Origin of the sequence: Janthinobacterium sp. PC23-8, from assembly GCF_002250505.1 — a bacterium.
Classification (GTDB): domain Bacteria; phylum Pseudomonadota; class Gammaproteobacteria; order Burkholderiales; family Burkholderiaceae_D; genus Janthinobacterium.
Window position 1 is genome coordinate 29100 of record NZ_NJGY01000002.1, and the last position, 13044, is coordinate 42143.

Consider the following 13044-nt stretch of genomic DNA (forward strand, 5'->3'; position numbering starts at 1 on the left):
CTACCATTGCACCAGGAGACAATCATGACGACACATGCCGATTTGCCCTTGCCCTTAAAAAATCTGGTCACAGCTTTCGAGGCGCTGCTGGCGCAAAACGCATCCGAGGCGGTGGTGGTGGAGCAGGGCGGCGCGTTGCTGCGCACCTTGCTGGCCACCGACGACTGGCTGCCCGATGCAGCGGCCCGACCCGACCCGCAATACTACCGCCAGTACCTGCTGTACCGCGACCCGCAGGCGCGTTTTTCCGTGGTCAGTTTTGTCTGGGGGGCGGGCCAGTCCACGCCGATTCACGACCATACGGTGTGGGGCCTGATCGGCCTGTTGCGCGGCGCCGAGGTGTCGCAGGATTTTGCGCGCACAGCCGATGGCGCCCTGGTCAAGGCGGGCCCGCCGCAGCGCCTGGAAAGGGGGCAGGTGACGGCAGTTTCGCCCGCCCTCGGCGATATCCACCAGGTGGCCAATGCCTTTGACGATCGCGTCTCGATCGGCATCCATATCTATGGCGCCGATATCGGCGCCGTCGACCGCTCCGTGTTTACCGCTGAGGGCGCCGTCAAGCCCTTCCGTTCCGGCTACGCCAACCAACTATCTTGACTGACCAGACCATGACCAAGAATCCAGCAACAGGCAATTTGTCCGTCCTCCCCCGCCGCAGCTACCAGCATGTGCGCGAACAATTGCTGGCCGGGCGAGAAATCGCGCTGCTCGACGTGCGCGAGGAAGACCCGCACGCGCAGGCCCATCCGCTGTTTGCCGCCAATTTTCCGCTGGGCCGCATCGAACTCGATGCCTGGACCAAGCTGCCGCGCCGCGACGTGCCCATCGTGCTGATCGACGGCGGCGAAGGCCACGACCAGCTGGCGCTTGAACGCCTGCGTACCCTGGGCTATACCGACGTGTCGCTGTTCGACGGCGGCATAGCCGGCTGGCGCGCGGCCGGCGGCGAGTTGTTCCGCGACGTCAATGTGCCCAGCAAGGCCTTCGGCGAACTGGTGGAGGAACAGGCGCAGACGCCGTCGCTGGCCGCCGGGGAACTGCAGGCGCTGATCGATGCAAAAGCCAATATCGTCATTCTCGACGCGCGCCGCTACGACGAATACCACACCATGAGCATCCCCGGCAGCATCAGCGTGCCGGGCGCCGAGCTGGCCCTGCGCGCGCGCGCCATCGCGCCGGACCCGGCCACCACCATCGTCGTCAACTGCGCCGGGCGCACGCGCAGCATTATCGGCGCGCAGTCGCTGCGCAATGCCGGTGTGCCGAACCGGGTCGCCGCGCTGCGCAATGGCACCATCGGCTGGACCCTGGCGGGCCAGCAACTGCAGCATGGCCAGACGCGCGTCTATCCCGACGACGTGGCGCACGGCCAGCAGGACGCGGCGCGCGCGCTGGCCGATCGCGCCGGCGTGCAACGCATCGATGCCGCTGGCCTGGCGCTCCTGCAGGCCGATCCTGCCCGCACCACCTATTATCTCGACGTGCGCAGCCCGGCCGAATTTGCGCTGGGCAGCCTGCCCGGCTTTCGCAGCGCGCCCGGCGGCCAGCTGGTGCAGGAGACCGAGCAGTTCGGCCCGGTGCGCGGCGCGCGTTTCGTGCTGGCGGACGACGACGGCGTGCGCGCCAACATGACGGCGTCGTGGCTGCGCCAGATGAACCATGAAGTGCATGTGGTCGATGGTCTGGCATCGCTTGATTTCAAGTCGCAAAAAACCTGGAGCGCGCCGCTGCCGCCGCTGCCGGTGGTCGATGAAGTCAGCCCGGCACAGCTCGCGCAGTGGCTGGCCGAAGAGCCGCTGCACACGGCGGTGCTGGACTTCACCAGTGGCGTGAACTACAACAAGCGCCATATCGCCGGCGCCTGGTTCGCGCTGCGTTCCGAGCTGCGCGCGGCGCTGGCGAAGCTGCCGGGCGACACGCGCCGCTACGTGCTGACCTGCGGCAGCAGCCTGCTGGCCCGTTTTGCCAGCGCCGACCTGCGCGAGATCACGGGCGCGCCCGTGTTTGTGCTGGCCGGCGGCACGGCGGCGTGGGCCGGGCAGGGCCTGCCGCTGGAAACCGGGCCGACCCGCCTGGCCTCGCCGCTGATCGACCGCTACCGCCGGCCGTATGAGGGCACCGACAACCAGCACGAACAGATGCAGGCATATCTCGACTGGGAATACGGCCTGGTGGCGCAACTGGCGCGCGACGGCACGCATGGCTTCAAGGTGCTGCGCTAGCAGTCCCTTCCTGTACCGCATCGACCTGGCAAGGCCCGGCCAGCTTGCGCCTGCAAGCTGGCCGGGCTTTACATTGCTCTTCGATTTCGATTATCATTGAAATATCGAATTAATGGAACTTCTCATGCAAACCCAACATGCGCTGGCCGCCCTGGCGGCGCTGGCCCAGGAGTCGCGCCTGGCCATCTTCCGCCTGCTGGTGCAAACCGGCCCCGACGGCCTGGCCGCCAGCAAGATCGCCGAGCGCCTGGGCATCGCCGCCTCGTCGCTGTCGTTCCACCTGAAAGAGCTGTCGCATGCGCAGCTGGTCACGGCGCGCCAGGACGGGCGCTTCATCATCTATGCGGCGCAGATGGACAGCATGGATGCGCTGATCGGCTTCCTGACCGAAAACTGCTGCGGCGGCGCGCCCTGCTGACCGCTGGCTGCTGAACTGAAAGGATTAATATGGATATCGTCATTTACCACAACCCCGCCTGCGGCACCTCGCGCAACACGCTGGCGCTGATACGCAATACCGGCGTCGAACCGCAGGTCATCGAGTACCTGCAACAGCCGCCATCGCGCGAGGAGCTGTCTGGCCTGATCGCGCGCGCCGGCCTCACCGTGCGCGAGGCGATCCGCCAGAAAGGCACGCCCTGGCTGGAGCTGGGCCTTGACAAGCCGGCGCTGGACGACGCGGCGCTGCTGGACGCCATGCTGGCCCATCCCATCCTGATCAACCGGCCGTTTGTCGTCACGCCGCTCGGCGTGCGCCTGTGCCGGCCGTCGGAAGTGGTGCTCGACATCCTGCCGCTGCCACAACTGGCGCCGTTTGCCAAGGAAGACGGACAGAAGGTGGTGCCGCGTGACTGAGATTGCCGGCATGCCCAACCTGAGTGCGTTTCACGTCGATACGCCGACCGCAGAAAAGCTCGCGGCGCCGGCCATGACGCATGCGCCGCGCATCTTGCTGCTGTACGGCTCCCTGCGCGAACGCTCCTACAGCCGGCTGCTGGTGCTCGAAGCCGAGCGGCTGCTGCGCCACTTCGGCGCCGAGACGCGCGTGTTCGACCCGCACGGCCTGCCGATGGTCGACAGCGTCGGCGCCGAGCATCCGAAGGTGCAGGAACTGCGCGCGCTGTCGCTGTGGTCGGAAGGGCAGGTCTGGTGCAGCCCCGAGCGCCATGGCGCGGTGACGGGCGTGTTCAAGTCGCAGATCGACTGGCTGCCTCTGGAACAGGGCAGCGTGCGCCCGACCCAGGGCCGCACGCTGGCCGTGATGCAGGTGTCGGGCGGCTCGCAATCGTTCAACGCCGTCAACGGCCTGCGCGTGCTGGGCCGCTGGATGCGCATGGTGACCATACCGAACCAGTCGTCGGTGGCCAAGGCCTGGCAGGAATTCGACGACGCCGGCCGCATGAAACCGTCGGCCTATTACGACCGCCTGGTCGACGTGATGGAGGAGTTGTATAAATTTACGCTGATCGTGCGCGAGCGCAGCGACTACCTCACCAGCCGCTACAGCGAGCGCAAGGCGGCGGCGCACGACCATCCGTTGTAGCCGGGCATGTCCGAACTGAACATCGCATGCGGTATTCCAGGAAAGCAAGGATAATAGCGGCCAATTCATTCGCCTAGCATTGGAATACCCCATGGAAATTAAAGTCAACTTTCTCGACAAGCTGCGCCTCGAAGCCAAGTTCGATGATTTCACGGTCATCGCCGACCAGCCGATCCGCTACAAGGGCGATGGCTCGGCGCCTGGTCCCTTCGATTATTTTCTGGCCTCGTCGGCCTTGTGCGCGGCTTATTTCGTCAAGTTGTACTGCGATACGCGCAATATCCCGACCGAGCATATCCGCCTGTCGCAAAACAATATCGTCGATCCTGACAACCGCTACCAGCAGATTTTCAAGATCCAGGTCGAATTGCCGGCCGATATCTCGGCCAAGGACCGCCAGGGCATCTTGCGCTCGATCGACCGCTGCACGGTCAAGAAAGTGGTGCAGACCGGCCCCGAATTCGTGATCGAGGAAGTGGAGAACCTGGACGCCGACGCCCAGGGCCTGCTGATGCTGAGCGCCGATCCACAGACCCGCACCCATATCGCCGGCAAGGATTTGCCGCTGGAGCAAACCATTGCCAATATGTCGGCCATCCTGGCTGGCCTGGGCATGAAGATTGAAATCGCCTCATGGCGCAATATCGTGCCCAATGTGTGGTCGCTGCATATCCGCGACGCCCATTCGCCGATGTGTTTTACCAACGGCAAGGGCGCCACCAAGGAAAGCGCGCTCGCCTCGGCGCTGGGCGAATTCATCGAACGCATGAATTTCAACCATTTTTATGGCGGCGCCTACTGGGGCGAGGATATCGCCAACGCGCCGTTCGTCCATTACCCGGACGAGCGCTGGTTCAAGCCCGGCCGCAACGACAAGCTGCCGAAGGAAATCCTCGACAAGCACAGCCTGGCCATCTACAACCCCGACGGCGAATTGCGTGCCTCGCACCTGGTCGACACCAATTCCGGCAATGCCGCGCGCGGCATCTGCTCGCTGCCGTATGTGCGCCAGTCCGACGGCAAGGTCGTGTATTTCCCGTCCAACCTGATCGAAAACCTGTACGTCAGCAATGGCATGAGCGCCGGCAATACGCTGGCCGAAGCGCAGGTGCAGTGTTTGTCCGAGATTTTCGAGCGCGCCGTCAAGCGTGAAATCCTCGAAGGCGAAATGGCCTTGCCCGACGTGCCGCAAGAGGTGCTGGCGAAATACCCGGGCATCGTGGCCGGCATCCGGGGCCTGGAAGAGCAGGGCTTTCCGGTGCTGGTCAAGGATGCTTCCCTGGGCGGCGTCTATCCGGTCATGTGCGTGACCCTGATGAACCCGCGCACCGGCGGCGTGTTTGCCTCGTTTGGCGCACACCCGAGCCTGGAAGTGGCGCTGGAGCGCAGCCTGACGGAATTGCTGCAGGGCCGCAGCTTCGAAGGACTGAACGACCTGCCGCGCCCGACCTTTGCCAGCAACGCTGTTACCGAACCGAACAACTTTGTCGAGCACTTCATCGATTCGAGCGGCATCGTCTCGTGGCGCTTCTTCAGCGCCAGGGCGGACTACGATTTTGTCGAATGGGATTTTTCCGGCCATGGCGAAAACTCCAATGCCGAAGAGGCGGCCACCCTGTTCGGCATCCTGGCCGACATGGGCAAGGAGGCCTATATGGCGGTCTACGACAATCTGGGCGCGGCCGCCTGCCGCATCCTGGTACCCGGCTACTCGGAAGTGTATCCGGTGGAAGACCTGGTATGGGACAACACCAACAAGGCGCTGCTGTTCCGCGAGGATATCCTGAACCTGCATCGCCTCGACAATGCCAGCCTGGAAGCGCTGCTGGACCGCCTGGAAAACAGCGAACTCGACGAATACGGTGATATCGCCACCCTGATCGGCGTGGAATTCGATGAAAACACGGTCTGGGGCCAGCTGACGACCTTGGAACTGAAGCTGCTGATTCAATTGGCCTTGCAGCATTTCGACGAAGCGCAGGAGCTGGTCGAAGCCTTCCTGCAATACAACGACAACACGGTCGAGCGGCGCCTGTTCTACCAGGCGCTCAATGTGGTGCTGGAAGTGGAGCTTGACGACGAGCTGGAACTGGACGACTACGTCGTCAATTTCCGCCGCATGTTTGGCGACGCGCGCATGGACGCGGTGCTCGGTTCCATGGACGGCAGCGTGCGTTTCCATGGCCTGACGCCCACCAGCATGAAGCTGGAAGGGCTGGACCGCCACCAGCGCCTGATCGACAGCTTCAGGAAACTGCATGTGGCAAGGGGCAAGGCCATGGCTGCTTCCAGCGACGCTTGAGCTTCCATCCATGATGCGGGGGGGCATGGCTCTGTAAAGGGCCGAAACTCGCGCGCATCGCCGCGATGTCGTGATCGTGGAGCAAGTGGTGGTGCCGCTTGTACAAGCCGGCCAATGCGGGCTTGTTCAGGCTGGCGACAGCCTTGCCCCGGTCGTCATAAGCGTGGACAACAATCTCCTTGAAGGCTGGCCGGGTCAAGCAATCGGTTGCCTTCAACCTGTTGCAGCGCTTGCGCCGGTATGCCGACGCGGTGCTGCTGTTCGTGTCCGATCTCGCCGTGCCGTTCACCAACAACTGCGGCGAACACGCCATCCGCATGCCCAAGGTGAAGCAGGAAATTTCCGGCTCGTTCCGCACTTTGCTGGGTGCCCAAAACTTCTGCGTCATTCGCTCCTGCCTCGACACGCTGCGCAAACAAGGCCATGGCATGCTCGCCCTCCTGCAACGCGCCTCCGCTCGAAATCCGATTCAGCCAGCACCGGCTGAAAAGTTGCATAACAGATAAAACCTACATTCGCTGTGATTTACAAGGGTTCGGCAGTCATGAAATGCCCCAAAAAGAACCCTCTGTAACAAATTAAATTTTAAGTCTGGACACAAGAACATCGTGCGCTCGGCACAGCGAATGATATAAATACGCAACGCTTGCAGGAATGTTCTGCTCCGTCGGCTTCAAGGTCACACTACCAGCCCAGGCATGGGCAGATCCCCTCGAACGGATAATAGAGGTAAAATTTTTAGCCAAATCGCGCCCCTTGTCGCCATAGTAATTACTCTTTATGTAATTCCATGTATTTCGGATGTCGCTTGGATTGCACCAACCATCACTCCCTTTTGCTATCTGCTTCATCAATTCTAGATATTTGATCCGGCTATCATTTACGCTGATTTTATTTAAAAGTCGATGAAAGCTATTCCAAGCTAACTGGTGGGGTTTTCCCCCATGTTTTCGAAAAAGCAAATTTACCTCTCCCGACATATCACCATGACTGGCAACAACGTAAAAGGGTGTCGACTTATCCACAATCATAGCATTACGTATTGAAGGTGGCTCATCCGCAAGAATTCCCCTGAATTCGTCTTCGGAGAAATTCATGATAAAAGTACCCGATCCTTTTGCTATGTCGTTAGATATAAAATAGCAAGCGTAATAAGCGGTGACTAGAATCCAGGCCGGATGAGCTCCTGCCTCTATTAACGCGGAAAGACTAAGACATTGCTCGGCAATTCGAACTTTTCCAAAATGAAGCTCAGTTAAAACAGCGCTTAAGTAATCAGACTTCGCTACCGACATTTCTAATTCAGTCGAAGTGCAACTCACTATCGCTTTAGAAACCACTCCATCCGAAAGAGTATTCTTTATGGTATCGGCAAAAGAAAATTGATCGGGAAGATCAGAAGGATCGAGACCTAAGCCGGACAAATGGGTAAACGAGACCCCGGCAATATCCTCATGTATCATCAAAGAAGCCCGGCGGGTGTACCAAGTCGTTGACTATGAATTTCTAACAATGTGCTTAGTTCCGCTGCCAGCTCGTTGATTGCTTGTTGGTTCGATCCCGAATGTCTATCCATATCTACGCTTGAAATCCCATCTAGTATTTGCGTCATTGCATCAGTCGAATAATTTTTACAATGCATGATGGAAAGATGACAGACTTTATCGAAAACCTTGAAAACTGCCTGAAAAAATGCAGAAGTTACTAATCTTCCAGATTTACCATCAACTTTATCTAAAACTCGCTCGACAGCCGAAAGATAGTTAATTAAAAGTCTTTTCTTGTCCTCATATGTAAATTGGCCGAGGATGTCACCGGTGAGTAGAGGATCGACGGCAGCTTGGAATGGAACTAAAGATAACCGACCTGGTCCAGACGATGTTGCACTCATACGATCGTATAACGGAGATTCCGGTGATTCGTTTAGATCCTTGAAAAGCCGATTGCGAATTGCGTCGATGGAGTCAGGCTCTGATAAAAATTTCATTAACTCAATCCGCAGAGTTTTAGGAACTCCTTTTTGCGTTGAATTAATATCAAGGAAGTACTGCACTTCTTCTCTATGATCAAGTCCGTCTAAAATGCAAACCGGCAAGCGAATTTCATTGGCAGCTTTTTCGGATCCATACAATCGATGCTGGCCATCAATAACAAAAAAAGAACCGGCCTCTAAATTGATGCTTAAAATGTCGTCTTTAAAAGAAAGTTGCGCATTTTCCTGTGCGCTTAATACAATAGCGCCGGGTAGAATATTTCCTGCATCAATATATTCCGCAATTGCTGTCGCCCTTTTTTCACTAAGGAAGCGCTGATATCCTACATTGGGATCTTCATCGACGCGAGAAACTTTAGAGAACTGGAAAATTTCTTTAGCAGTCATCGCCGTTAAATAAAAATCCACATTTCCATTTCCGATGTTAAATGCGTGTACTTTGATAGTAGCCATAAATTCCTCATGTACGTAATAAATTGATTGTAACGAAAATAAGACTTTATAGCTACGTCAATCAATCCATATCGTTCTAGATATATTTTTTCATTAATGAAATCAATGACTTACAACCGATTTTCCTGAGGCATCGCGGGCATGGAGACGAACGCATAATGCTTGCGGTTGATACGGCCCCCCCGCCCCCCCCCCCCCCCCCCCCCCCCCCCCCCCCCCCCCCCCCCCCCCCCCCCCCCCCCCCCCCCCCCCCCCCCCCCCNNNNTTTTTCTATTAAGTAACAGCACACACATAACACGTTTTTTTGGGGCCGACGGGCACGGCGGCCCCCCCCCAATCTTTTGTTTTGGGCTCCCCCCCCCCCCCCCCCCCCCACTTTTCACTCATTTTTCGGGAAAAAACTCATGAAAATCGCCGCTCCAAGCTCAATTGGCGCTTACCGAAAAAAGATGTGTATAACGATATGGGGTAACGGCGACCCAAGATTTCTCAGTTGTAAAGAACGTTTGAGACGGGCTCCTGCTTATATCAGTCCAGCACCACCACCCGGTCATTCGCTCCCGGCACGCACCCCTCGGCCACCGGCTCCCAGCCCTTGTGCACCACCACCTGCTTGCCGTCATGGCACACTTCCACGCGTTCGCTGGCCGGCAGGCGCTGGCGGATCAGGGTTTCCAGGGTCGATGGCAGGCTCACCTGCAGCTGCATCGCGTCGATCGCCTCCTGCGGATGGTCGGACAAATGCACGAGTGGCACAAAAACGGCGCCGAGCATCAGCCAGCGCGAGGCGATGGTGACGGGTTCGGGCGCATAGGGGGCGGTGCGCAGCCAGGCCTGGGCGCGTGCGCGCAGGTCGGCGCCGTCGGGCAGTTCGCCCCAGGCGGCGCCCAGCAGTTCGACCACCCACTGATTGCAGTTCTGGTATTGCAGGCCGTAGACATAGGCGTTGGCGCTGTAGCTGCCGGCCAGCAGATGCTGCACGCGGGCCGGGTCGAGCAGGGCTTGGCGCAGCGGCGGCACGGTATCAAGGGGCAGGCGCACGATGGAGATATAGCCGAGTTGCGGGTTGTCGGTGCCCATGGCAAAACCGGCCGTGCCCTGATCAAAAATGCGTGGGCGGCCTTCGTCGCAGGCGTAGTAAAGCTGGCGCGCGGACCAGCCGGCGTCAGCCTCATGGCGCCAGGCCAGCGCAGCGTGGGAATAGCGGATGCCGAAGCGCGACAGGTCCAGGCCCGAGCGGCTGATCAGCGCCACGCTGCCTTCGGTGGCGGCCAGTTCTTCGCGCACCACGGCGGCGAAGCGCAGCAGTTTGTCCTGTTCGGCGGCGCTCAGTTCCTGCGAGCGGTCGCAGAAGCGCGAAGAAGACAGTGAGCCGCCGGCATGCGCCGCGCTGGCCGCACAGGCCAGCAGCAGCGCAGCAACACATCGCATCACATGCTGACCGGACGCGTACCGAGTTCGCCGTACCAGTCGTCGGCCAGCACCAGGAAGAAGGCGGCGCGCGTGTCGTTGCGGGAAAATTCGATGCCGTAGGCGCGATTTTGCGCGTGCACCATATCGCCTTGCGCCAGCTGCTGCTGATCAAAAGTTGCTTGCGGCAGGTCGAGCACCAGCGGCTGCTGGGCCGCTTCTGCCTGCATGGTCAGGCGCGTCATGCCGGCGTGACCGGGCGTGGCGGCGATATCGATGATGCGGTAGGGGCCGTTGTCGACACGCTTGTCGGTTTTCGAACTGTTGCTCGAACCGCTGAGCGAGTCGGACACACTGCCGCTCGACGCCGAGCCGGCGCTCGACGCCGAAGAGGCAAAACTGTCGGCGTGGGCGTTGCAGGCCACGGTCAATGCTGCGGCCAGGCCGAGCATGCGAAGAGAGATAGTCAAGGCGGTTTCCAGTGCTGTGATGCGGGTAGGGTCAGGCCGGGTGTATTCCCGGCAACTTTTCCATGATAGCAGATCACATCAGGCCAGCAAAACCGCGATCAGCTCTTTTGCCTCGGTGGATGGATTATTGCGTAATTCCTGCAACACCGGGTCTTGTTCGAGGTAATGCCGCAGCCCTTCGTTGACAATGGCCGGCATTTGCGGTAGCGGCGAGGCGACGGGCGCGATGGCCTTGGCCAGCAGCAAGGTGTCGCGCAGGCCGGCTGGCGGCAGCAGCACGGTGGCGCCAGGCAGGGTGACGACGGCGTCGGCCACCTGGCTTGGCACGATCAGCTGACGCATCAGCGCGCGGCCGACGATTTCCAGCACCGGCGCCATCTGCGTTTCCAGCTGCTGGTACAGGCCCGGGGTCTTGTCGGCTTCGGCCAGCACATACAGGCCGCCCACTTCATGGACGATGCCGGCAAACATGGCGGTGTCGGGGTCGACGTGGGTGATGCTGCGCGCAATTTCATGCGCCAGCGCCGCCACGTGCACGCTATGGGCCCACAGCTGCGAAGCTTGGGCGCGCAGGGCGGGGTCCCTGACGCCGGTGTTCATTTGCCGGATCACGGCGGCCGTGGCCAGCGACAGCAGGTTGCGGTAGCCGAGGCGCTCGACGGCGGCGCGCACGCTGGTGACGGTGGGTGTGTGCCCATGGGCGAACATCACCGAATTGGCCAGCGACACGGCGCGCGTCGACAGGCCCGGCTCGGATAGCAGCAGGCGGTGGATGTCGGCCGCATGGCAATCGGGGTTGCCCAGTTCCTGCTGCAAACGCAGGGCCGTATTGACGTTGGTCGGAAAGGCAAGGGTCTCGCTGTGGGCGCGGGCGAGGAGCCGGGACAGGCTGTTGAGGGTGTCGGCTTGCATGGATGATGTCGTCAAGATGAGGATGGCTTGAAAAGGATGGTTCTATTATCGGTCAATTTTGCCAGCCGTGTCGTATCGCAAGCTTCTCTGCGACGCCAACACCGTCCGCCTGTCCGTGCCGCCCCATCCAGGCCTGAGGGGACTGGTCTATAATCGCGGCCACGTTGCCACCGGCAGCGCGAGGTACAAGATAAAAGCACGATGGAAGCGCGCATGCACAAATTGATTTCTGAACTGGCCAGGCTGTACCTGGCCGACGGCCAGCAGGATACGCATGGCCAGCCCGTCACGCCCGAAGTACTGGCGCGCCAGGTGGCCGGCGGCCCGGCCGTTACCGCCCAACTGGTCGATAAGGCCGGACGCACGCGCACCCTGGTGCTGGAGTTTGGCGGCAAGGGCGGCGGCGAAAAGCACTGGGGCGAACTGTGCGCGATTGCCAATGCCGTGCAGCATGAACTTGACCTGCCGGCGCCCGCCGTCAGCATCTCGGGCCGCACCTCGTTTTACCTGTGGCTGTCGCTGGACACCCCGGTGCCGCTGGCGCAGGCCAGGCAGTTCCTGCAATTGCTGCGCACGGTATTCCTGCCGGCCAGCAGCGATATCCTGACCGCTGCCCCCGCCGCCTTCCTTGAGTCGGTCGAACTGCCGCCATGCCTGCAGCCATCGGGAACCTGGGCGGCCTTTATCCACCCCGGCATGGGCGCCTCGTTTGCCGACGAGCCTGGCCTGGACATGCCGCCGCCCTTGCACGCGCAGCTTGGATTCGTGGAAAGCCTGCGCAGCATGACGGCGGCGCAGTTCGCACAGGCGCTGGCCGTGCTGCAACAGCATGCCGGTGTGGCGCCTGCCGCCGCCACTGCTCCTGTCAGCAAGGCGCTGCCGCCATCAAGCGCTGGCTTGCTGCTGCAGGACGCCACCCTGGAAGATATCGTGCAGTGGCTGCATGCCCGCAATATCGAACCGACTTTCCGCCACCGCCTGGATTGATCAGGCCGTCAAAGCCTTGATGCAGGGTGCTGTGCCAATGGAACAAAACTACCTGTCGACTCATCGAGCGCATCGAGGGAGCCATTCTCGATGTCGTAGACCCAGCCATGAAGACTCAATCGCTTTTGCGCGATCCCCAGGGCCACCGAAGGATGGGTGCGGATATTATTGAGCTGTGCGACGACGTTGGCGCGGACCATGCCGTCGATGCGCGCCTGTTCCGTCGGGTGGTCGATTGCATCATTGATCATCCGTGCGGCATCAGCGTGGCGCAGCCAGTTCGTGACCGCAGGCATATGGTCAAGGCAGGCGCAGGTAGCGATGGCCTTCATTGCGCCACAATCGGAATGGCCACAAATGACGATGTCGGTGACGTTCAAGGCGGAGACAGCATATTCGACCGTCGCGCTCACGCCCCCTGGTTCGGGGCCATACGATGGCACGATGTTGCCAGCGTTGCGGATCACGAAGAGCTCGCCTGGCTCCCGTTGCGTCACCAGTTCCGGCACCATCCTGCTGTCAGAGCAGGAAATGAACAAGGCCTTGGGCGTTTGTCCTGTCGCCAGCGTTTTGAATAATTCACGGCGAGCCGGAAAAACTTCTTTCTGAAAGCGTAGAAATCCAGCAATGATGTCGCGCATATATTTTGGTAGCAAAAGTCGAAGGAATTGCTATTATCGCTGATCGAGCATGGTTAATACAGCTGGCGTGGTTGCTGGCAGGCCGTGGCCAGCGTGCAAGCGGGTGCCAAC

15 protein-coding genes are annotated in these 13044 nt (G+C 60.3%); 8 read left to right on the forward strand and 7 right to left on the reverse strand.

All coding sequences use genetic code 11. From position 1 onward, the window contains the following. Positions 1 to 24: 24 nt before the first annotated feature. The 6 genes from CD932_RS15270 to CD932_RS15295 all read left to right on the forward strand — a co-directional run bounded on the left by CD932_RS15270 (position 25) and on the right by CD932_RS15295 (position 6067). On the forward strand, positions 25 to 597 hold the full coding sequence (locus CD932_RS15270; RefSeq protein ID WP_094443684.1) for a cysteine dioxygenase: 573 nt from the start codon (positions 25 to 27) through the stop codon (positions 595 to 597). 11 nt (positions 598 to 608) lie between these two features. Beyond that, the gene (locus tag CD932_RS15275; protein WP_094443685.1) at positions 609 to 2222 is read left to right on the forward strand and encodes a rhodanese homology domain-containing protein; all 1614 of its coding nucleotides are present in this window, start codon (positions 609 to 611) and stop codon (positions 2220 to 2222) included. 124 nt (positions 2223 to 2346) lie between these two features. Next, on the forward strand, positions 2347 to 2640 hold the full coding sequence (locus CD932_RS15280; RefSeq protein ID WP_094443686.1) for a helix-turn-helix transcriptional regulator: 294 nt from the start codon (positions 2347 to 2349) through the stop codon (positions 2638 to 2640). Between the two features lie 29 nt (positions 2641 to 2669). Next, positions 2670 to 3077: an arsenate reductase (glutaredoxin) gene (gene arsC, locus CD932_RS15285; RefSeq protein WP_094443687.1), complete on the forward strand. Its 408-nt coding sequence runs from the start codon at positions 2670 to 2672 to the stop codon at positions 3075 to 3077. A 10-nt stretch (positions 3078 to 3087) separates the two neighbouring features. Then, positions 3088 to 3765, forward strand: a complete 678-nt coding sequence (gene arsH / locus CD932_RS15290) for an arsenical resistance protein ArsH (RefSeq protein ID WP_094443688.1) — start codon at positions 3088 to 3090, stop codon at positions 3763 to 3765. 91 nt (positions 3766 to 3856) lie between these two features. Next, positions 3857 to 6067 carry an OsmC domain/YcaO domain-containing protein gene (locus CD932_RS15295; RefSeq protein ID WP_094443689.1) on the forward strand — a complete coding sequence of 737 codons (2211 nt, stop codon included), beginning with the start codon at positions 3857 to 3859 and terminating at the stop codon, positions 6065 to 6067. Here the strand turns inward: CD932_RS15295 and CD932_RS29775 are convergent. After that, a complete protein-coding gene (locus CD932_RS29775) occupies positions 6012 to 6356 on the reverse strand; it encodes a DUF3885 domain-containing protein (protein WP_369679839.1) in 345 nt (114 codons plus the stop codon). The genes CD932_RS15295 and CD932_RS29775 overlap by 56 nt on opposite strands. Between CD932_RS29775 and CD932_RS15305 the strand changes: the two genes are divergently transcribed. Beyond that, positions 6247 to 6573 carry a transposase gene (locus CD932_RS15305; RefSeq protein ID WP_254926619.1) on the forward strand — a complete coding sequence of 109 codons (327 nt, stop codon included), beginning with the start codon at positions 6247 to 6249 and terminating at the stop codon, positions 6571 to 6573. The two genes, CD932_RS29775 and CD932_RS15305, sit on opposite strands and share 110 nt — an antisense overlap. Before the next feature lie 72 nt (positions 6574 to 6645). On the opposite strand, the gene CD932_RS28270 is transcribed toward CD932_RS15305, so the two are convergent. From CD932_RS28270 to CD932_RS15330, 5 genes are all read right to left on the reverse strand, one after another. Continuing rightward, a complete protein-coding gene (locus tag CD932_RS28270; RefSeq protein ID WP_141213261.1) occupies positions 6646 to 7530 on the reverse strand; it encodes a hypothetical protein in 885 nt (294 codons plus the stop codon). Then, positions 7530 to 8513, reverse strand: coding sequence for a DGQHR domain-containing protein (locus CD932_RS15310; RefSeq protein WP_094443690.1), 984 nt, complete (start codon positions 8511 to 8513; stop codon positions 7530 to 7532). The genes CD932_RS28270 and CD932_RS15310 overlap by 1 nt, the downstream gene beginning before the upstream one ends. Positions 8514 to 9041: 528 nt before the next feature. Beyond that, a complete protein-coding gene (locus CD932_RS15320) occupies positions 9042 to 9944 on the reverse strand; it encodes a DUF2145 domain-containing protein (RefSeq protein WP_094443692.1) in 903 nt (300 codons plus the stop codon). Continuing rightward, positions 9944 to 10375 carry a hypothetical protein gene (locus CD932_RS15325; protein WP_094443693.1) on the reverse strand — a complete coding sequence of 144 codons (432 nt, stop codon included), beginning with the start codon at positions 10373 to 10375 and terminating at the stop codon, positions 9944 to 9946. The genes CD932_RS15320 and CD932_RS15325 overlap by 1 nt, the downstream gene beginning before the upstream one ends. A gap of 96 nt (positions 10376 to 10471) precedes the next feature. Next, the gene (locus CD932_RS15330; RefSeq protein WP_094443694.1) at positions 10472 to 11305 is read right to left on the reverse strand and encodes an HDOD domain-containing protein; all 834 of its coding nucleotides are present in this window, start codon (positions 11303 to 11305) and stop codon (positions 10472 to 10474) included. A gap of 213 nt (positions 11306 to 11518) precedes the next feature. Here CD932_RS15330 and CD932_RS15335 point away from each other — a divergent pair, with 213 nt between their 5' ends. Continuing rightward, a complete protein-coding gene (locus CD932_RS15335; protein WP_094444413.1) occupies positions 11519 to 12292 on the forward strand; it encodes a hypothetical protein in 774 nt (257 codons plus the stop codon). Positions 12293 to 12300: 8 nt separating this feature from the next. On the opposite strand, the gene CD932_RS15340 is transcribed toward CD932_RS15335, so the two are convergent. After that, on the reverse strand, positions 12301 to 12933 hold the full coding sequence (locus CD932_RS15340) for a carbonic anhydrase (RefSeq protein WP_094443695.1): 633 nt from the start codon (positions 12931 to 12933) through the stop codon (positions 12301 to 12303). Positions 12934 to 13044 lie beyond the last annotated feature (111 nt).

Coding starts and splice junctions, on each gene's coding strand:
- CD932_RS15270 (WP_094443684.1), top strand. CDS start 25: ATGACGACACATGCCGATTTGCCCTTGCCCTTAAAAAATCTGGTCACA.
- CD932_RS15275 (WP_094443685.1), top strand. CDS start 609: ATGACCAAGAATCCAGCAACAGGCAATTTGTCCGTCCTCCCCCGCCGC.
- CD932_RS15280 (WP_094443686.1), top strand. CDS start 2,347: ATGCAAACCCAACATGCGCTGGCCGCCCTGGCGGCGCTGGCCCAGGAG.
- arsC (WP_094443687.1), top strand. CDS start 2,670: ATGGATATCGTCATTTACCACAACCCCGCCTGCGGCACCTCGCGCAAC.
- arsH (WP_094443688.1), top strand. CDS start 3,088: ATGCCCAACCTGAGTGCGTTTCACGTCGATACGCCGACCGCAGAAAAG.
- CD932_RS15295 (WP_094443689.1), top strand. CDS start 3,857: ATGGAAATTAAAGTCAACTTTCTCGACAAGCTGCGCCTCGAAGCCAAG.
- CD932_RS28270 (WP_141213261.1), bottom strand. CDS start 7,530: ATGATACATGAGGATATTGCCGGGGTCTCGTTTACCCATTTGTCCGGC.
- CD932_RS15310 (WP_094443690.1), bottom strand. CDS start 8,513: ATGGCTACTATCAAAGTACACGCATTTAACATCGGAAATGGAAATGTG.
- CD932_RS15320 (WP_094443692.1), bottom strand. CDS start 9,944: ATGCGATGTGTTGCTGCGCTGCTGCTGGCCTGTGCGGCCAGCGCGGCG.
- CD932_RS15325 (WP_094443693.1), bottom strand. CDS start 10,375: ATGCTCGGCCTGGCCGCAGCATTGACCGTGGCCTGCAACGCCCACGCC.
- CD932_RS15330 (WP_094443694.1), bottom strand. CDS start 11,305: ATGCAAGCCGACACCCTCAACAGCCTGTCCCGGCTCCTCGCCCGCGCC.
- CD932_RS15335 (WP_094444413.1), top strand. CDS start 11,519: ATGCACAAATTGATTTCTGAACTGGCCAGGCTGTACCTGGCCGACGGC.
- CD932_RS15340 (WP_094443695.1), bottom strand. CDS start 12,933: ATGCGCGACATCATTGCTGGATTTCTACGCTTTCAGAAAGAAGTTTTT.